At 73.9% G+C, this 19,073-nt stretch carries 16 protein-coding genes; 8 read left to right on the forward strand and 8 right to left on the reverse strand.

Features of this window, described 5'->3' with window-relative positions; translation table 11 throughout:
- Positions 1–36 precede the first annotated feature (36 nt).
- The 4 genes from AC07GB_RS26290 to AC07GB_RS26305 all read right to left on the reverse strand — a co-directional run bounded on the left by AC07GB_RS26290 (position 37) and on the right by AC07GB_RS26305 (position 5,080).
- Positions 37–1,404 carry a PAS domain-containing protein gene (locus AC07GB_RS26290; RefSeq protein ID WP_478849512.1) on the reverse strand — a complete coding sequence of 456 codons (1,368 nt, stop codon included), beginning with the start codon at positions 1,402–1,404 and terminating at the stop codon, positions 37–39.
- A gap of 530 nt (positions 1,405–1,934) precedes the next feature.
- A complete protein-coding gene (locus AC07GB_RS26295) occupies positions 1,935–3,578 on the reverse strand; it encodes a transporter (RefSeq protein WP_478849514.1) in 1,644 nt (547 codons plus the stop codon).
- Complete coding sequence (locus tag AC07GB_RS26300; protein WP_478849516.1) at positions 3,575–4,348, reverse strand: ABC transporter ATP-binding protein; 774 nt, start codon at positions 4,346–4,348, stop codon at positions 3,575–3,577. The genes AC07GB_RS26295 and AC07GB_RS26300 overlap by 4 nt, the downstream gene beginning before the upstream one ends.
- 69 nt (positions 4,349–4,417) lie before the next feature.
- On the reverse strand, positions 4,418–5,080 hold the full coding sequence (locus tag AC07GB_RS26305) for a bifunctional DNA primase/polymerase (RefSeq protein ID WP_399615398.1): 663 nt from the start codon (positions 5,078–5,080) through the stop codon (positions 4,418–4,420).
- 390 nt (positions 5,081–5,470) lie between these two features.
- Here AC07GB_RS26305 and AC07GB_RS26310 point away from each other — a divergent pair, with 390 nt between their 5' ends.
- Both AC07GB_RS26310 and AC07GB_RS26315 read left to right on the forward strand, forming a co-directional pair.
- Complete coding sequence (locus AC07GB_RS26310; RefSeq protein ID WP_478849518.1) at positions 5,471–6,859, forward strand: transcriptional regulator; 1,389 nt, start codon at positions 5,471–5,473, stop codon at positions 6,857–6,859.
- Positions 6,860–7,067: 208 nt separating this feature from the next.
- The gene (locus AC07GB_RS26315) at positions 7,068–8,669 is read left to right on the forward strand and encodes a hypothetical protein (protein ID WP_478849520.1); all 1,602 of its coding nucleotides are present in this window, start codon (positions 7,068–7,070) and stop codon (positions 8,667–8,669) included.
- A gap of 13 nt (positions 8,670–8,682) precedes the next feature.
- Here AC07GB_RS26315 and AC07GB_RS26320 read toward each other — a convergent pair whose 3' ends face one another.
- Complete coding sequence (locus AC07GB_RS26320) at positions 8,683–9,981, reverse strand: ABC transporter substrate-binding protein (RefSeq protein ID WP_478849522.1); 1,299 nt, start codon at positions 9,979–9,981, stop codon at positions 8,683–8,685.
- A gap of 118 nt (positions 9,982–10,099) precedes the next feature.
- Here AC07GB_RS26320 and AC07GB_RS26325 point away from each other — a divergent pair, with 118 nt between their 5' ends.
- Together AC07GB_RS26325 and purU are read left to right on the forward strand one after the other, a co-directional pair.
- Complete coding sequence (locus tag AC07GB_RS26325) at positions 10,100–10,600, forward strand: SCO4402 family protein (protein WP_478849524.1); 501 nt, start codon at positions 10,100–10,102, stop codon at positions 10,598–10,600.
- Positions 10,601–10,663: 63 nt separating this feature from the next.
- Positions 10,664–11,569, forward strand: a complete 906-nt coding sequence (gene purU, locus AC07GB_RS26330; protein WP_478849525.1) for a formyltetrahydrofolate deformylase — start codon at positions 10,664–10,666, stop codon at positions 11,567–11,569.
- 204 nt (positions 11,570–11,773) lie between these two features.
- Here the strand turns inward: purU and AC07GB_RS26335 are convergent, their stop codons facing one another.
- On the reverse strand, positions 11,774–13,132 hold the full coding sequence (locus AC07GB_RS26335) for an MDMPI N domain containing protein (RefSeq protein WP_478849527.1): 1,359 nt from the start codon (positions 13,130–13,132) through the stop codon (positions 11,774–11,776).
- A complete protein-coding gene (locus AC07GB_RS26340; protein WP_478849529.1) occupies positions 13,129–13,737 on the reverse strand; it encodes a sigma-70 family RNA polymerase sigma factor in 609 nt (202 codons plus the stop codon). The genes AC07GB_RS26335 and AC07GB_RS26340 overlap by 4 nt, the downstream gene beginning before the upstream one ends.
- A 273-nt stretch (positions 13,738–14,010) precedes the next feature.
- Between AC07GB_RS26340 and AC07GB_RS26345 the strand changes: the two genes are divergently transcribed.
- Positions 14,011–14,385, forward strand: coding sequence for an STAS domain-containing protein (locus tag AC07GB_RS26345; RefSeq protein WP_478849531.1), 375 nt, complete (start codon positions 14,011–14,013; stop codon positions 14,383–14,385).
- A gap of 326 nt (positions 14,386–14,711) precedes the next feature.
- Entirely contained in the window at positions 14,712–15,203 is a 492-nt protein-coding gene (locus AC07GB_RS26350) for an EF-hand domain-containing protein (RefSeq protein WP_478849533.1), read from the forward strand.
- 87 nt (positions 15,204–15,290) lie between these two features.
- Here AC07GB_RS26350 and AC07GB_RS26355 read toward each other — a convergent pair whose 3' ends face one another.
- Positions 15,291–16,841: a class I adenylate-forming enzyme family protein gene (locus tag AC07GB_RS26355; RefSeq protein ID WP_478849536.1), complete on the reverse strand. Its 1,551-nt coding sequence runs from the start codon at positions 16,839–16,841 to the stop codon at positions 15,291–15,293.
- Between the two features lie 169 nt (positions 16,842–17,010).
- Between AC07GB_RS26355 and AC07GB_RS26360 the strand changes: the two genes are divergently transcribed.
- Together AC07GB_RS26360 and AC07GB_RS26365 are read left to right on the forward strand one after the other, a co-directional pair.
- Positions 17,011–18,144, forward strand: a complete 1,134-nt coding sequence (locus tag AC07GB_RS26360; RefSeq protein ID WP_478849538.1) for an acyl-CoA dehydrogenase family protein — start codon at positions 17,011–17,013, stop codon at positions 18,142–18,144.
- Complete coding sequence (locus AC07GB_RS26365) at positions 18,141–19,010, forward strand: acyl-CoA dehydrogenase family protein (RefSeq protein ID WP_478849540.1); 870 nt, start codon at positions 18,141–18,143, stop codon at positions 19,008–19,010. Before AC07GB_RS26360 ends, AC07GB_RS26365 begins: the two co-directional genes overlap by 4 nt.
- The last annotated feature ends 63 nt before the right edge of the window (positions 19,011–19,073 follow it).

Genomic DNA, 19,073 nt, shown 5'->3' on the forward strand with positions numbered 1-19,073 from the left:
CGAGGGCGGCCCCTAGGCCCCTAGCCCCATAGCCCCCTAGCCCCCGAGGGCCGCCGCCAGGTCGAGGGCGGCGGCGATGCGGGCGGCCACGCTCTCCGCGTACACCGCGTCCGCCCGCTCGAACTGCGTCCGGGCCCCTCCTCGTAGAAACGTCACGACACCCACCGTCCGCCCCCGGCTGCGCAGCACCGCGCACAGCGCGTGCACGGAGGAGTCGGGCCACTGGCGGGCCGCCGCCCACTCGCGGGCCCGCTCGGGCGCCGCGAGCCCCGCGCTGGCGCGCACCGAGCCGGCCCGCTCCACGCACTGCGCCGCCGGGTGCCCCTCCGGATAGCGCACGGGAAGGCCGGCCTTGTCGGCGGGCAGGCAGGGCCCGGGCGACCCGGCGGGCGTCGCCGCGGCCCGGACAAGGCGCACCGCGGGCTCGGTGGCGGTGAGGAGGTCGATCAGGGCGTGGTCGGCGAACCCGGCGAGGGCGAAGTCGAGCTGGACGGTGGCGGCCTCCATCGGGTCCTCGCACTCGGCGGCGGCCCGCGCGGAGCGGTGCAGTTGCTGCGAGCGGAAGCGCAGCTTCGCGGCCTCCTGCTCGGCCCGCTTGGCGTCCGTGACGTCCCGGAAGAGCCAGCCGACGCCCAGCGGCACCGGTTCCTCCGCGAGCGGCGAGCCGAGCCGCAGGAAGCCGCTGCGCCAGCACCGGCGCTCGGCCTCGCCGCCCTCGCCGCGCGCGGTCACCCACATCTCGGCGGGCGCGGGCGGCGCGCCCTCGGCCAGGACGTGCGCGAGAGCGCTCTCCAGCTCCTCGACGCCCTGGAGCAGCACCTCGCCGAGGGGCCGCCCGAGCAGCGCGGTGCGGCCGATGCCGAGCAGCCGGGCGGCGTGTTCGTTGACGACGGCGGGCCTGAGGTCGGCGTCGACGAGGACGACGCCCCAGGCGGCGTGCTCGAACAGGGCCTCGCTGAGGGCGATGGACCGCTCCAGGTCGATCTGCGCGTGGACTTCGCTGAAGGCGCAGTACACCCCGGCGGGCTTGCCGTCGCCGCCGCGCACGGCCGCGGACTGGGTGCGGACGAGGACGCGTCCGCCGCCCTTGGTGAGGAGCGCGAACTCGTGCACCTGGCGGCCGGGGGCGTGCATGGCGGCCAGGAGGCGCTCCTCGACCTCCTCGGCGTCGGCGGGCCGCACGGCCCACCCGGCGAACCCGCGCCGCCCGACGGCCTCGGCGGCGGACCAGCCGAGGATCCGCTCCGCCTCGCGGTTCCAGTGCGTCACCACGCCGTCGGAGTCGAAGGCGCACAGCGCCGCGTCCATCCCGTCGAGCAGTGCCGCGAGCAGTTCGGCGCCGCCGGGCTCGGGCTCTTCCGGGCCCAGTTCGTCCGTCGTCCCGCTCTGTCGGGAAGCACTCACCTGGAACCCCCTGCAGGCCACGTTCTCTTCCGCATGAGCTGAGTGTGCTGCACGTCAGATCATTCAACTCGAACGTGACGCGGACCACAGTAGGTTCCCGGAAGTTGAGGCAAATCGTTGTGAGTCCCGGCACGCGGAAAAACAGTTGAACGCCCCCGGATCGGTTCCTAGGGTGGGTGTTACTTCGGAGAGGAGGTGGTTCGGCAGATGTATGGAAACCGGACGGAAGAGGTGGCTGCGGGCTAGCGGCCCGCCACCACGCTCAGTGCGGTGCCGGACCAGCGCGTGAGACAGGCGCGCAGCCGGCCAATCCACAGCAGTCACCCGACCCGCGAGCCGCCGGTACGTCCGGCCGGCTCCTCCCGCCCCCAGGGGCGAGGGGGACCAGGCTCGCGGGTTGCTGTGTTTTCCGGGGTCCGCGGGATCTACGGGATCTACGGGATCTACGGGATCTACGGGATCTGCGGGATCTGCGGGATCTGCGGGATCTGCGGGATCTACGGGATCTGCGGGATCTGCGGGTGCACGGGTCACCCCTTGCTGACCGCCGTCAGGATCTCCGGGAGCCGCGCGGCCACGCGGGGCGCCGCCAGCCGCAGGCCGAGGACGGTGACGGCGGCGCCGTAGGCCGCGCCGACGGGCAGCAGCAGCCAGGACCAGGAGCCGCGGCCCGACGCGTGCAGCCAGATGGCGAGGGTGAGCGCGGGGGCGCACAGGGCGGCGGCGCAGAGCATCCCGCCGAAGATGGAGATCCACGCGAGGCCCGCCTGGCCGGGCGCCACGTTCTTGTAGCCCTCCTGCGGGATGGAGTACGGGAAGCGGGCCGAGGACCAGGCGCCGGTGGCCAGCATGGCGCCGAGCAGCGCGCAGGAGAGCCCGAGTGCTTCGGGCAGGGCGTGCCAGGCGCCGAGGAGCGCCGTGGTCAGGACGGTCACGAGGACGGCGTAGGGGAGCGTGACCACCAGGAGGGCGTAGGCGCGGGCCCGCAGTTCGTCGTACGCGTCGCGCGTCGATGCGATGGTCATCGCCACCATCCAGAACGCGGAGGTGTCCTGGCCGAACTGGTTGTACATCTGGACGCCGAGCATGCCCGCGGCGAAGCAGGCGAAGTAGACGGATCCGGTGCCCTGGAGGGCGTTGAAGAGCGGCACGATGAGGCCGATGGCGAGGGAGGTGACCCAGGCGGCCTTCGTCTTCGGGTCGCGCCACACATAGCGCAGGGTGCGCTCCATGACGGTGCCGGTGCGGCCGGGCGGAAGCAGCCCGGCGAGGCCGCGGCCACGGCGGGTGCGGGCCGGCTCGGCCGCGGCGAGCGTGGAGCCGTCCGGGGCGGTCATCAGCCGGGTCAGGCTGCGCTGCCACAGGCGCAGCAGGAGGGCCAGGGCCGCCAGGGACAGGGCGAGTTGGGCGGCGGCGGGGCCGTAGCGGGCCTCGCCGGTCTCGTGCACGGCCGACAGGGCGGAGGCCGGCGGGATCCAGGCGACGACGTCCGCCGCCGGGTCCAGCTCCCCGAGGCCCGCGTCCGACGAACCGATGCGCTGCGCCCCGAAGTTGACGAGCTGCGCCCCGACGGCGATGACGAGGCCGCTGAGGACGGCCAGGTCGCGGCCCTTGCGGCTGGTGAGGAGGCGGACGTTCGCGGCGGCGACGGCGCGGGCGAGCGCGACGCACAGCAGCAGCACGAGCGGCACGGCCACCACGCCCACCGCGACGGCCGCGCCGCCCCGCGCCACCGCGATCACCGCGCCGAGCGCCAGGCACAGCGTGAAAAGGGGCCCGATGCCGACGAGGGAGGCGACGAGCAGCGCGCGTACCAGGGGACGCGGGCGCAGCGGCAGCATCACCAGGCGGGTGGGGTCGAGGGTCTCGTCGCCGCTGGGGAAGAACAGCGGCAGCACCGCCCAGCCGAGCGCGAGGACCGCGACGAGCAGGACACAGACCGTGGCGGCGTGCGGGTCGCCGCGCAGCAGGACCAGGCCGAGGAGCTGGAGCGCGGCGACGAGCAGGGCGATCACCGCGGACGCCACGTAGGCGGCGCGGCGGCCGGTGGACTGGCGCAGGCCGTTGCGCAGGAGCGAGAGCTTCAGTCGTACGAGGACGGGGACGAGCCCGGTCGCGACGGGGGCGGCGGGCGCGGTGGCGGGGCCGGGCGCGGTGGCGGGCGGGCGCGTCATCGGGTGCCGCCGCCGAGCCAGTCGAGGTCGGAGCCGGTGTCGCGGCCGTGCGCGCCGACGAGTTCGAGGAAGGCCTGCTGGAGGGAGGGGGCGTCGCCGCGGACCTCGGCGAGCGGGCCTTGTGCGCGGATGCGGCCCGCCGCCATGACGGCGACCCAGTCGCACAGGGACTCCACCAGTTCCATGACGTGGCTGGAGAAGACGACGGTGGCGCCGGACGCGGTGTACCGCTCCAGGACGCCGCGGATGATCTGCGCCGACACCGGGTCGACGCCTTCGAACGGCTCGTCGAGGAAGAGCACTTCGGGGTTGTGCAGGAGCGCCGCGGCCAGGCCGAGCTTCTTGCGCATGCCGGTGGAGTAGTCGACGACGAGCTTGTGCTGGGAGCCCGCGAGGTCGAGCACGTCCAGGAGCTGGGTCGCGCGCTTGTCGACCTCCGTGCCCGCCAGGCCGCGCAGCCGCCCGGTGTACGCGAGGAGTTCGCGTCCGGACAGCCGCTCGAACAGGCGCAGACCTTCGGGCAGGACGCCGATGCGGGCCTTGACCTCGGCCGGGTCCCGCCACACGTCGTGGCCGACGACCTCGACCGTGCCCTGGTCGGGGCGCAGGAGGCCGGTGACCATGGAGAGGGTGGTGGTCTTGCCCGCGCCGTTCGGGCCGACGAGGCCGACGAACTTGCCCGCGGGCAGGGTGAGGTCGACCCCGGCCACGGCGACTTGCGTGCCGAAGGCCTTCCACAGGTTCTCTACGCGTACCGCCGCGTGGGTCACGGGTGCCCCTTTGCCGTCGCCGCCGTCGTCCGTGTGCGCACGATACGTCGGTGACGCGGGACCCGGTTCCTACCTCCGGCGGGCCTCCCGGCCGCAGGCGTAGGCCAAGGGGGAGATGATTTCCTCCGCGTCCGGGAGCCAGCGGTTGGCCGCGGTGGGGCGGCAGGCCCACTGCACGGCACCGGAGGCGCCGAAACGCGTGGGCGGCGCGGCCACGTACGCGCCCTCACCGAGGGTGACGAGGTCGAGGGTCGCGGGCGGCCAGCCGAGCTTGCGGACGAGGTCGGGAACCTTCGCGGCGGCGCCGGGAAGGACGAAGAACTGCATGCGCCGGTCGGGCGTGCACGTGACCGGGCCGAGCGTCAGCTCCATGCGCTCCATGCGGGCCAGGGCGAGGAACCCGGCGGTCTCGGGGACGTCGACGGCGTCGAACGTACGGCCTGTCGGAAGCAGGATCGAGGCGTTCGGCTGCTTCGACCAGAGGCGCCGGGCGACGGTCGCACTGCCCGTGGCCTGCGTGGGCCAGTCGTCGCGCACGGCGTGCGCGCCGGGCGCGGGGCACGCGGCGTCGCCGCACGAGCAGCGCCACGTACCGTCGACGGATTCGAGCCAGGCGCCGGGGAAGACGTCCCAGTGCCGTTCCTCCGCGTACCGTACGGCTGAATCCTGAAGGGCCTCTCCGCGCTGCTTCGGGATCTGCGCGGCTGACGTGACTCCGATGGTCTCTTCCACGGAGACCTCAACTTCCGCTCGTCAGCTCCGGTTACGGCCCGTCATGTGCGCGGGGGAGGAGCATCGTTCCCGCTGCGGGGCGCATGGGTGCACGAGTGGGGGCGCGCATGGGCAAGGGGGTCCGAGCGCGGGTAGCCACGTCCAGGGGCAGTCGGAGTTCACCCAAGTTCACCCGGCTCGCTGACGTGTGACGCGTTGTGCCATGTTGCGATGTATTGCGATGCCTTGTAGCAGGGTGTGGTGCGTTTGTGGGTGTTTGTGGTGCATCTTCCGGTTGTTTCCCGGGCATTGATCATCTGGGCGGCTCGGACGGACCAGTCCGGGACCGTTCCTCATTCGCCATTCGACCCGAAGTACCAGATGGTCCACGGTGCACACAGGGGGTACGCCATGGCCGCCAGGCCACTCGTCGCGCGGCAGCCCAATGAACGGCTGCAAGCACTCATTCAGGAAGCCGGCTGCTCGAACGCCGGTCTGGCCCGCCGCGTCAACATGTGCGGGGCGGAGCACGGTCTCGATCTTCGTTACGACAAGACGTCGGTGGCGCGCTGGCTGCGCGGGCAGCAGCCGCGCGGGCGCGCCCCCGGCATCATCGCGGAGGCGCTCGGCCGCAAGCTGGGGCGCACGGTCACGATCGACGAGATCGGCATGGCGAACGGCAAGAACCTCGCCTCCGGTGTGGGCCTTCAGTTCTCGCCCACCGTTCTCGGCGCGATCGAGCAGGTCTGCGAGCTGTGGCGCAGCGACGTGGGGCGCAGGGACTTCCTGTCCGGCTCCTCCGTGGCCGCGTCCGCGCTCGTCGAGCCGAGCCGTGACTGGCTGATCTCGTCACCGGACCCGCAGGTGGGCCGGACGGCCGGGCCGCGCGTGGGCCTGTCGGACGTGGCGGCGGTCAAGGCCATGACGGAGGCACTGACGCAACTGGACCACCAGTACGGCAGTGGACACGTGCGACCGGTCGTCGTGCACTATCTGAACTCCGTCGTCTCCGGGCTGCTCGCGGGCTCGTACCGGGAAGCGGTGGGGCGCGAACTGTTCGCGGCCGTGGCCCGCCTGACGGAGCTGGCCGGATACATGGCGGTGGACACGGGCCAGCCCGGCCTCGCCCAGCGGTACTACATCCAGGCCCTGCGCCTGGCCCAGGCCGCGGGCGACCGCGGGTACGGCGGCTATGTCCTGGCGGCGTCGATGAGCCACCTCGCCGCCCAGCTCGGCAACCCCCGCGAGATCGCGCAGCTCGCGCGGGCGGCGCAGGAGGGGGCGCGCGGGCGCGTCACCCCGCGCGCGGAGTCCATGTTCTACGCGGCCGAGGCCCGGGGGCACGCGCTGCTCGGCGACGCCCGGTCGACGCAGGCCGTCGCGGGTCGCGCGGTCGAGGCGATGGAGCGGGCCGTCGGCGGCGAGCAGTCCGGCGACGACCCGGTCTGGATCCGCCACTTCGACCAGGCCTATCTGGCGGACGAACTGGCGCACTGCCACCGGGACCTGGGGCAGGCGGACGCGGCGGCCAGGCGCGCGGAGGAGGCCCTCGCCGGGCATCCCGAGACCCGCGCGCGGCGGCGCGCGATCGGCCTCGTGCTGCTCGCCACCGCGCAGGTGCAGCGGCGTGACGTGGAGCAGGCCTGCCACACCGGCCTGAAGGCCGTGGAGCTGCTCGGCACCCTCCGGTCGAACCGCGGCGCGGAGTACCTGGACGACTTCCAGCAGCGCCTTGAGCCGTACCGGGAGGAGCCGGTGGTGCGGGAGTTCGGCGCCCGCGTCGAGCTACAGGCCGCCTGACGTCGGCGGGAGGCGCGCGTGGGGCGACCGGTCACGCCCGCTGTGGCCGTCGCGCCCCGTGAACAGCGTCTCCCGCGCAACTTCCGTTACTCCCGCGGCGTCTGTGACAAAGGCGTCGTCCGAGTGCTCTGAGCTGCGTGGCAGACGGCCACAGGGACCCGGTAGCGTGAGCCGACGTTCCGAAGGTCCCCCATAAGTAGGAGTCCCGGTGACGCAGCAGAGCGGTCAGGGCGCCGCGTCCTCCGACCCGCGGCAGCCCGCGGAGCGGCACGCCCACGAGGGCATCGTGCTGCCCGCGGACGGTGGCGAGCCCCTGATGCCCGGCGGCCACCAGGCGGCCCCGCCGGTCGGCAGCCCCTGGGGCGAGCCGTGGGGTCCGGAGACCCCCCAGCCACCCGCGGGCACGGGCCCGTCCTGGGGCGAGGGCCAGGCCTGGGCCGCCCAGGACGACACGCCGCGCCCGACGGGCGGGGTGCCGCTGCCCCCCGAGGGCGCGCCCCTGCCGCCCGCCGCGCCGCCGCAGCAGTCGTACGGGGGCGGGCCGGGAGCCCTGCCGCCGGAGCAGCACGGGCAGCCGCTGCCTCCTCCGGGGCAGGGCGGGCGGACCTACGGCGAGACGTTTCCGCCCGCACCGCACGGCGGGCCGCTGCCGCCCGTCGGGCAGGACGCGTACTTCCCGTCGCCGGGACAGACGCCGGGGCAGGCACCGGGCCCTGCGACGGGGCAGGCACCGGGCCGGCCGATGAGCCAGCCGATGGGCTCGCCCGGTGGGCCCGACGCCCAGGCCACGCAGTACATACCCCCGGTCGCCCCCGGCGCGCTGCCGCCCGAGATGCCCGCGGGCGACGCCACGCAGTTCCTCGGGCGGGCCGACTCCACGCAGTTCCTCGGCGGCGCCGCGGACGTCGTACCGGAAGAGCCCGCCTTCCACGGCGACAACGCGCCTACCCAGTTCATCGCCCCCGTCACGGACGAGGGCCCGGCCGCCCCGCCCGCGGCTGCCGGGGGGTACGGCGAGCGGCAGCCGCCCGCCGAGTTCGACAGTCTCTTCCGCCGGGAGCCGGAGGGCGCGTCCTCGACCCAGCAGATGCCCCTCGTCCCGGCCGCCGCGGCGGCGCAGGACCCGGTGCCGGAACCCGCCTCGCGCCGTAAGGGGCGCACGGGATCCAAGACCCCGCTGCTCGTCGCCATCGGCGTGGCCATCGCCGTGCTCGGTGTCGGCGCGGGCGCGATGATGGCCGGGGGCGGCGGCGACGCGAAGGCGGAGAACGCCGACAACGAAGCGCCCCTCGCCACGACCTCGTCGAAAGCTCCGGACGACAAGAAGAGCACGAAGCCGTCCCCGTCGCCCGACCCCGTCAAGCGGCAGGCCGCCGCCCTCGACAGGCTCCTCGCGGACAGCAACGACAGCCGCGAGTCCGTGATCAGGGCCGTGCGCAACGTGGGCTCGTGCAAGAACCTGCGCTCCTCCGCTGCCGACCTGCGCGACGCGGCCAAGCAGCGCAACGGCCTGGTGGGCCGCCTGTCCGGGCTGACCGTCGACAAGCTGCCGTCGAACGGACGCCTGACCGCCGAGCTGAACCGCGCCTGGAAGGCCTCCGCTTCGGCCGACAACCACTACGCCGCCTGGGCCGACCAGGTCCGCGGCAAGAAGGGCTGCCACAAGGGCCGCGCGCGCACCACCCCGCAGACGGCGGCGGGCAACCGCGCGAGCGGCGAGGCCACCAAGGCCAAGCGCCAGGCCGCGGCCCTGTGGAACGCGATCGCCGACAAGCACGGCCTGACCAAGCGGAACCCGACGCAGCTCTAGGCGGGGCGCCAGGTCAGCGGACGGACTCCAGGGTCTGCTGCACGTTCACGAACGACCTGCGCGCCACCATCAGGCGGCCGTCGCGCACCACCTGGAAGGTCACGTCCGCGTTCACCAGACGCGGGTACTCGCCGGCCGCGAGCATGTCCTTGAAGCGCCAGCTCAGCATGGGCGTGAGGCCGCCGGTGTCCACGCGCAGGCCCTGATCGAGGGTCTTGCGCAGGGCGCGCGGCGTCACCTCCGCGCCGTTCAGCGACTCGACCGCCTGCCGCAGCACGGTGTACGCGATCCAGGTCGTCTGCACGCCCGCGTCCGAGGCGTCCACGCGGGTGTCGTCGAAGGCGTGCTCGCGGATCACCTCGCGCATCGGCTCCCAGCGCTTGTCGTCCTCGGCCGGATACCAGCCGGTGACGTACGCGCCCTCGTACGGGCCGTCGGCGCCGCCGGTGCGGTCGAGCAGGGACTGGTCGACGCTGCCGAGCACGGAGGCGGTGCGCACCGCCGGGTAGCCGTCCTCGACGCGCCGGAAGGAGTCGAAGAACGTGTCCGTACGGGCGCCGAGCGCCGCCGCCACGCAGCCCTTCTTGCCGCCGCGCGCGGAGCTGCCGAGCGCCTGCCGCGCCTGCGCGGTGTAGTCCGTGGCGTCCTCGGGCGCCCGGATGTCGGCGGAGGCGCCGCGGTGGCCCTGGGCGAGGCCGGAGTCGAGGAGCTTGGAGAGGTTGTCGCCCGCGGTGGTGTCCGGCCGCACCAGGGACACGCGGTCGCAGACCCCGGCGAGCTGGCGTCCGTTGCCCGCGAGCAGCGCGGGCTGGCCGCCGTTGACGGGGTAGGACAGCGGGCTGGAGAACTCCTCGTCGGTCAGGCCGTAGCCGCCGATGTACGGGATGCCCGCGACCTCCAGCGGGGACATGAAGGACCGGGCGTGCTGGCTGTACGAGCCGACGACCGCGGCCACGTCCCGCTCGACGGCCTTCCGGGCGCATCCGGCGGCCTCCACCGGGTCGTTGTGGTCGTTGCAGGTGATGACCTTGAGCTGGTGGCCGTCGAGGCCGCCGTTCGCGTTCACCCAGCGGGCGAAGGCCTCGGCCATCGCGGGCATGCCCGGCTTGTTGGTCGCCCGGGTGCCCTCCGGCGCCCAGGTCATGACGGTGATGGGGTCGTCCCCGGATCCCCCCGTGGTACCGGGGATGACCCCACAGCCGGCCGTCAGGGACGCACACGCCGCCAGGGCCGCCGCGCTGAGCACGGCCTTTCGCGCTCGGTGCGCGGTCTCGGCGGGGCGGGGGAGGAAGACGCGTCGCAAGGCGGCCATGGACCGGCACGATGCCGCGAGGGGACCAACCGAGGAGTGACGCTCACCCAACAGACCGTGACGAACGCGTGAACGGGTGGGGCCCCCGATGAGGGGAGGATGTGGGAACGTACGATCGATGACCGTGCAAGGTTCGGAGAACTCTTCCCGTCGCGGCCGTCGGTCGAGGACCATAGGCGCCATGCCAACGAACGACATGCCGTGGTGGCGCTGGCGCAGCAATGTGCGCTCGGCGCTGCACATGCTCTCCGACCAGGAGTTCCAGCGGGAGTGCTGGCTCGCGGGGCGCGAGGAGTACGGCGACGTGACGGACGCCGTGTACCGCCTCGTCGAGGATACGTGGCTGGACAACTGGTCCGCGGAGAAATACGTCGGGACGATCTTCCGCGACTCCCAGGAGGCGGCCCTCGTCGACGTGGCCGTGCTGCGGGTCCTGCGGATCATGCACGAGGTGGGCCCCGACGCCGCGGTCGCCGCGTATCTGGACCACCCCGGGTGGCCGGAGGCGGTGCGGGCGGCGCGGGACGCGCACGTACGGCTCGCCACCGGTGACGACGACGACCCGGACAGCGCGCCGCGCACCCTCGAGGTCCTCCGGATCCTCACGCGGTCGGCCTGAGCCACCGCGGTACGGGGTCGGTACGAGGCCAGGGAGTCCGCCCGGATATGGGACCCTGGGCGGATGAACGAGCAGCCCGCCGCCGCGAGCGAGAAGCGCACCGACCGCACGACCGACCGTGCCGAGCAGTACGTCCTCACCCTCTCCTGCCCGGACAAACAGGGCATCGTGCACGCCGTGTCGAGCTACCTGTTCATGACCGGCTGCAACATCGAGGACAGCCAGCAGTTCGGCGACCACGACACCGGGCTGTTCTTCATGCGGGTCCACTTCTCGGCGGAGTCACCCGTCACCCTGGACAAGCTGCGCGCGAGCTTCGCCGCCATCGGTGACTCCTTCCACATGGACTGGCAGATCCACGCGGCGGACGAGCGGATGCGGATCGTCCTGATGGTGTCCAAGTTCGGCCACTGCCTGAACGACCTGCTCTTCCGCTCCCGCATCGGCGCCCTGCCGGTGGAGATCGCCGCCGTCGTCTCCAACCACACGGACTTCGCCGAACTGTCCGCCTCGTACGGGATTCCCTTCCACCACATCCCGGTCACCAAGGACACCAAGGCCGACGCGGAGGCGCGCCTCCTTCAGCTCGTCCGGGACGAGAACGTCGAGCTGGTCGTGCTCGCCCGCTACATGCAGGTGATCTCGGACGACCTCTGCAAGCAGCTCAGCGGGCGGATCATCAACATCCACCACTCGTTCCTGCCCAGCTTCAAGGGCGCGCGGCCGTATCACCAGGCGCACGCGCGGGGCGTGAAGCTGATCGGTGCCACCGCGCACTACGTGACCGCGGACCTCGACGAGGGGCCGATCATCGAGCAGGAGGTCGAGCGGGTGGGGCACGAGGTGACTCCCGCGCAGCTGGTGGCGATCGGGCGGGACGTCGAGTGTCAGGCGCTTGCGCGGGCCGTCAAGTGGCACGCGGAGCACCGCATCCTCCTGAACGGCCACCGCACGGTCGTCTTCGCCTAGCCCCTCCGCCGCTACCGCGGCGGGTCTTCTCCCACCCGCCCACCCGTCAATCCCCGGCTTTCGCCTGCCCGGCCCCGACGCGGAGCGCGCTCGTCCCCGCTGTGGGCAATCGTCCCGCAGGGCGGGACGGGTGGGCACAGCCCTCGGCGCCGCGCAACTGTCCCGCCAGGGCCGGGGCCCCGGCCCGCCCCGCGGGAGGGTGCGTTACATGCGGCTCAGGGACGCTGCGGCGAAGAGGACGTCCCGGATGGCCTCGCGGTCGCCGACCTGGCCTGCGGCCGCCTCCTCGGGGGACACGTGGCCCGCGGCGAGGCGGCAGAACTCCACCCCGTCGAGCGCCACATGCGCGACCTCCAGGTCGGCGGAGCCACTGGCCCCGGGGGAGTCGAGGGGGATCAGCCACTCCCCGCCCCCGACGCCCTCGACCTCCAGGCGCAGGCTGCGCCCCGGCGCCCCCGCGGCCACCAGCTCCCGCGGCGGACCCGCCCGCCCTGCCCGCCGCCGCTCGGCGAGCGTCGCGGGCAGCAGCCGCGCCGCCAGGTCGATCATGTGGTGCAGATGCCGGGGCGCGGGCGGCTCGTACGGGTAGTCGACGGCCTGCGCGATGTCCTCCGCGTGGATCCAGCACTCGAAGGCCCGCTCCAGCATGGAGTCGCGCAGCGGCAGTTCGATCCGCAGGGCCTGTCCGCCGGGCACGTCCGGCGCGACCCCGTACGGCACCGCGAGCCGCCCGGACCCGCCGCCCGCGAAGGACACTGTGCGGATCAGCTCGTGCGTCTGGTCCCGCCAGGGCCCGCGTACCGCCCGCGTGGGCGGGAACTGCGACGCGCGCCAGTACGCCTCCGTGCGCTCCGCCGGTTCGAGGCTCGGCGGCGCCCCGGCGCCCAGCGGGTCGTCGAGGCCGAGCGCGGTGCCGACCAGGCCGTCGACGGCGAGGAGGTGGGCGATCACCCCCGCCACGGTGGTCTTGCGGGTCACGGGGTGGTCGTCGTCGAACCAGCGCAGCCGCACCGGCGCGTGCCACTCGGAGTCCCCGATGTCCTGGAGCAGCGCGTCGAGCCGGGCGGTCTCCGCGTCGTACGGAGCGGCCCACTCCGGGAGCGGGATGCGGGGCGGGCGCCGCCCGAGGCAGCTCGCGAGGACGCGGGTGCGCAGGCCGGGGTCGAGGTCGAGGCTCTCCTCGGGGTGCAGGAGCCCGACGGCGTCCCGCAGCCGCAGCGCCTCCTCCGCGCACGGCCCGCAGTCGCCGAGGTGCTCCTCGACGGCCCGGGACTCCGCCGCGGAACAGGCGGCGAGCGCCCATGCCCCGAGGAGGGACTTCAGGACGTGGTGGTCGAGGAGGAGGGGCTCGGCGGACGCTCCCGAAGGCGCCTCGCCGGACCCGGGGTCGGGCCCGACGTCGGGCAGGGGCACGCCGGTGTCCTCCACGGACGCGCGCGGAGCCGGTATGCGCGGCTTGCCGACACCGCCGTCATCGCGCGCGCCACCCCGTGCGTCGTCCCGTGCGTCTCCCCGCTCTTCGTCTCCGCTGCCGTACGGATCGGGGCGGCCCGGCCAGTTCACAGCGCTCTCCCGTACCCGTGCGCGCCGTGGCCGTGATCGGACGGTTCGTCGCCGAAGGCCGTCGTGGTGGCGTCGTGGGCGGTGGACAGGAGCTGGAGGCCGAGGCGCAGCCTGCGGCGGGCCTCGTCCTCGGTGACGCCGAGGTCGGCGGCGGTCTGGCGGTAGTCGCGCCGCTGGAAGTAGGCCAGTTCGAGCGCGGCGCGCAGCGGGGCGGGCATGGCCGTGGCGATGTAGTCCGCGCGGGCGGCGGCGGAGGCGCGGCGCACCTTGCGCTCCAGTTCCTCCGTGGTGCCCGCGCCGCCCCGGGCGAGCGCGGCGGACTCGGTCTGGCGCAGTCGGCGTACGGCCTGCTGGTGGGCGAGCGTGGCGATCCAGGAGCGCAGCGGACCCTGCTTGGGGTCGTACGCCTCGGGGTTCTCCCACACGTGCGTGAACACGTCACGCGTGATGCGGTCGGCCGCCGCGACGTCGCCGAGCACGCGGTGCGCGAGGCCGTGCACGAGCGAGGCGAAGCGGTCGTACAGCTCTCCGAGCGCCGCCGCCTCCCCGTGCGCGAGCCGCTGCTGCATGCGGCGGTCCCAACGACGCGGCGCGTCCTTCGGCATACGGCCCCCTCGTGCGCTCGCCGTGCTCACCTTCACCGTTGAATCGAATGTAGTCGGCGTCCCCGTGGACGCACCTGCCTTTCCCCGGGCTTTCCGGCTCTTTGCGGCAACGCGGGGCTTCGGGGGGGCCGTGGATGATATTGACCGGCTCGTCCGCAAAGCCCCCTTCTCGCGCCCGGCGGGGACTGGTGTTTCATGGAACGACGGTGGGGCAGCCGCGAAGCAGGGAAGCGGAAGGGTTTCGGTGGGTTCGGTGGACGAGAGGCGTGGCACGTGACGCTGAAGGTTGCCGTCGGCGAGCAGCAGGGCTGGGCCGTGCTGCGGGTCTCGGGTGAGATGGACCTCCTGACGTCGCCGATGCTGCGCCAGCGGGTGCACGAAGCGGTGGCGGAGGGCCGCCGCAGCCTGGTCCTCGACCTGTCCGACGTGCTGTTCTGCGACTCCAGCGGGGTGGGTGTGCTGATCGCCACGCGCCGCCTGATGCGCTCGTGCCGGGGGCGGCTCCGGCTGATCCTGCCCGCCCAGGGCGCGGTCGAGGGCTCGCACGTCAACCGGGTCCTCGCGGCCCTCGGCGTACGGCGCCTCTTCGAGGTGTACCCGGACGCGGTGCGGGCCGTGGACGACGCGGCGGAGCCCTTGTCGGCGTAGGGCCCGGGGGAGAAGCGGAACCCCGGCCGGCGTGCGGCCGACGGGAGAAGCGGAACCCCGTCTACCCGGCAAGATCAGCTTCCTGATACAACCGTTCCGAGCGGACGCGGCCCATCCTCGCGTCGGCGCCGCCGCCGGGCCCGGGCGCGTCCGCGACACACCCTTGTCGCAGAATTCCCGCGGTCTTGGTACAAGCGCCGCTTTTCCGCCTCCCGGCGGCCGACGGCGTCGTACGCTCGCTGGACAGATACCTGAAGGACGTCCGGCACGGCCCACGGCCGCGCCGGAAGACTCCACCGCATGAGAAGTGAGGCGGCCCGAACACCATGGACAGTGCCGAGTACGAGCGTAAGATCGCGGCCCGTTTCGCCACCTTCGACCAGGACGGCAACGGCTACATCTCCCGTGAGGACTTCAGCACGGCGGCCGCTGCGCTGCTCGCCGAGTTCGGGGTGACCGCGCGGTCCGAGAAGGGTCAGGCCCTGTACGTCGGGGCCGAGGCGTTCTGGCAGGGCATGGCCGGGATCGCCGACCGCGACGGGGACCAGCGGATCACCCGGGACGAGTTCGTGGGCGGGGCCGTGAAGCGGCTCCGGGACAACCCGGCGCGGTTCGCGGAGATCGCGCGGCCGTTCCTCCACGCGGCGTTGTCCTTGGCGGACGGCGACGGGGCTGTACAGGGGGCGGATGTGGAGCGGGCCCTGCGGGCGCTCGGCGTACAGCGCGAGATCGCCTCCCTGGCCGCGCAGTCCCTCGGGCCCGTGACCGAGGAGCAGGTTCTGGCCGCGTTCGCGTCGTACTTCACCGTCCCCGAGTAGGGGGCCTCGCCGCCGCTTCGCGGCGGATTTCTCCCACCCGCCCACCCGTGGCTCCCGGCTTCGCGGGCCGGGCCCCGGCCGCCGTCTTCAGTCCGCGTACCGCTCCCGCAGTTTGTACTTGAGCACCTTCCGCAGGGCGTCGTTGCGCGGCAGTTCGTCCACGAGTTCCAGCTGTTCGGGGAGCTTGTGGACGGACAGGCCCACCGCGCGCAGGTAGGCCGTCGCCTCGGCGATGGTCAGGCCGGTGGCGCCGGGGGCGCGTTCCACGACGGCGCAGACGCGTTCGCCGCGGGTGGGGTCGGGCAGGCCGATCACCGCCACGTCGGCCACGGCGGGATGGCCGTGCAGTAGGTCCTCGATCTCCTTGGCGGAGATGTTCTCGCCCTTGCGGATGATGACGTCCTTGGCGCGGCCGGTGAGCACCAGGTGCCCGGAGGCCAGGACGTGCCCGAGGTCGCCGGTGCGCAGGAACCCGTCGGCGTCGAAGGCCTCGCGGGTCGCCGCCGGGTCGAGATAACCCTGGCAGACGGCCTCGCCGCGCAGCCGCACCTCGCCGTCCTCGCCGGGCGGCAGCACCCGGCCCGCGGTGTCGGTGACACGGATCTCCATGCCCGCGGGCGGGCGGCCCTCGGTGGTGGCGAGGTGTTCGGGGCTGTCGTCGGGGGAGCCCATCGTGATCATGGGTACTTCGGTCATGCCGTAGCCGTGGGTGAGCCGGCAGCCAAGCTCGCGGACCACGGCGTGGTACAGCTCGGGCGGCTTCGGGGCGCCGCCGCCCGCGAGCAGCCGGAGGGTGGGGATGAGGGGCCGGGCGGGGTCCTTGCGCTGTTCGGCGAGGAACATCGAGTAGAAGGCGGTGGAGCCGCCCGCGACGGTCACGCCGTGCCGCCGGTAGCCGTCGAGGGCGTCCGGCAGCGCGAACCGCTCGAACATCACGGCGGGGAAGCCGTACAGGAGCAGCATCACCGTGTAGTCGGGCCCCGCGATGTGCGCGAAGGGGAACGCCATGGAGCCGACGTCGTCCGGCGAGAGCCTGAGGGCGTGGGCGAGGCACGCGCCGCCCGCGGTCAGCGAACGGTCCGTGTGCAGCACGCCCTTGGGGTCGGACGTCGTGCCGGACGTCCAGTAGATCCAGCGTACGGCCGTGCCGTCGCGCGGCGGCTCGGGCAGCACGCCCGGGTCGCCTTCGGGCAGGTCGTCGTACGCGGTGAAGACCCCGCGCGCGCCGAGGCGGCGGGCCAGCGCCGTGTGGTCGAAGCCCCGCCAGACCCCGGGCACCGCGAAGAACTCGGCCTTCGACTCGCGCAGCGCGAAGCCGACTTCGCGGTCGCGGTGGAAGGGGATGACGGGGGACTGGACGGCGCCGAGCCGGGCCAGGGCGAAGGAGAGCACGGCCGTCTCGATGCGCGTGGGCAGCTGCCAGGCGACGACGGTACCGGGCCGTACGCCCCGCTCGTACAGGCCCGCGGCGACCTGTTCGCAGCGCTCCCGCAGGCCGTCGAAGGTGAGGGTGCGGTCGTCGCCGGGGTCGTCGGCCGCCTGGATGAGGGCGGGCGCGCCGGGCGTGAGCGCGGCGCGCCGCTCGAGCAGCTCCCACAGGGTGCGGCTCGCGGCGAGTGCGTGGGCGGTGTCGGTCACGGGGAGCCCCCTCGGACGGCCGGACGACGGAACGGTCCGGCGGCACCCATGACTGACGGGCCGTCAGATCGTGGGCAGAGCGTAGGGCGCCACGCCTTGTCGGTCCAGAGGCGCGGGGCTAGCCTGCCACCTGACACTCCATCAGAAACTGTCGAGGCGGGTGACCCCGATGGACCTCTCGTACACCGAGGACGAGGAGGACTTCCGCGCCCGCCTGCGGGGCTGGCTCGCCCAGGTGCTGCCCGAGCTGCCGCCGCGGCCCGACCCGCTGGACTGGCCGGGGCGGCGCGCGTACGACACCGGCTGGCAGCGCGCGCTGTACGACGCCGGGTACGCGGACGTCCACTGGAAGGCCTCGCCCACGCTGCGGATGATCTTCCTGGAGGAGAGCGAGCGCGCCGGGGCGCCCTACGTGGGCGCGAACTTCGTCGGCCTTCTGCACGCCGGGCCCACCATCGCCGCCGAGGGCACCTCCGAGCAGCGGGCGCGCTGGCTGGCGCCGATCCTGCGCGGCGACGAGGTCTGGTGCCAGGGCTTCAGCGAACCGGACGCCGGGTCCGACCTGGCGTCGCTGCGCACCCGCGCGCGGCGCGAAGGCGACCACTACGTGGTGAGCGGCTCCAAGGTCTGGACCTCGCACGCCGAGGTCGCCGACTGGTGCGAACTCCTCGTGCGGACCGACCCCGAGGCACCGAAGCACCGGGGCATCACCTGGCTCGCCCTGCCGATGGACGCGCCGGGCGTCACAGTACGGCCGCTGCGGACGCTCGCCGGGTCCACGGAGTTCGCGGAGGTCTTCCTCGACGAGGTGCCCGTGCCCGTCGCCCACCGGGTCGGCGCCGAGAACGACGGCTGGCGCGTGACCATGGTGACGCTGTCCTTCGAACGCGGCACCGCCTTCGTCGGAGAGGTGGTGGCCTGCCGCCGCGTGCTCGGCGAACTCGCCCGTGAGGCCCGCGTGAACGGCCGCTGGGACGACCCGGTCCTTCGCCGCAGGCTCGGCCGCCTGAGCGCCGAGTTCACCGCCCTGTGGCGCCTCACGCAGCGGAACGTGAGCGAGGCCCAGCGCACCGGCGGCGTGCCCGGCGTGGGCGGCTCGGTGTTCAAGCTGCGCTACTCGCACGCCCGTCAGGAGCTGTACGAGGCCGCTGCCGATGTCCTTGGGGACGGCGCCCTGGATCTGGACCACGCCTGGACGCGGGAACGGCTCTCCTCGCTGTCGTACACCATCGCCGCGGGCACCTCGCAGATCCAGCGGAACATCGTGGCCGAGCGGATCCTCGGACTGCCGAAGGGGCGGTGACGGCCGACGTGGACCTCCAACCGGACGACGACCAGCGGGCGTTGCGCGACGCCTTCCGGGCACTGCTCGACCGCCGCTTCGGGCGCGACGCCCTGCGGGCCGCCGTGGCCGCGCCCGGGCTCGACCGGACGCTGTGGCGGGCCGTCGGCGACGCCGGGTTCTTCGCCCTGCGCGTCCCCGAGGCGCGCGGCGGACTGGGCCTCGGCCTGCCCGCCGCGGTGCTCCTGTTCGAGGAGGCCGGGCGGGCGCTGCTGCCCGGGCCCCTGGTGACGACGTTCCTCGCGGCGGGCGAGGTCGAGGGAGCGGCGACCGGCGAGAGGGTCGTGACCGCCGTGGACGGCACGCTCGTGCCCTGGCTCGACGAGGCCGACGTCGTCCAGGGCGACGCCACCGGCGCGCGGCCCCTGCGGTCCGTGGACCCCCTGACGCCGCTGCACCGCGTCCCCGGCGAGCGGCCCGCATCGCCGTGCGCCGCGCTGCTGCACGCCGCCGAACAGCTCGGCTCCGCCTGCCGCACCCGCGACCTGGCCGTCCAACACGCCTGCGAGCGGGAGCAGTTCGGGCGGCCCATCGGCGCCTTCCAGGCCGTCAAGCACCTCTGCGCCGACCTGCTCGTCCGCACCGAGGTCGCCCGTGCCGCCGTGTACGCCGCCGCCGTCACGGGCGATCCCGGTGAGGTCGCCGGGGCCGGGCTCCTCGCCGACGACGCCGCCGTACGCAACGCCCGCGACTGCCTCCAGGTGTACGGCGGCATGGGGTTCACCTGGGAGGCGGACGTGCATCTGCACCTCAAGCGGGCCTGGGTGCGGGCCGGACTCGGCACGACGGCGGCCCGCGCGGAGGAACTGCTGGCCGCCGCGCTGTGACGCGGCGGGCGGGTGTCGCCCCCGGGGCGGGCGTCGCGCCGGGGAGCCGGGTCGCCCGTTGGG

Source organism: Streptomyces sp. NPDC045778, from assembly GCF_056431945.1.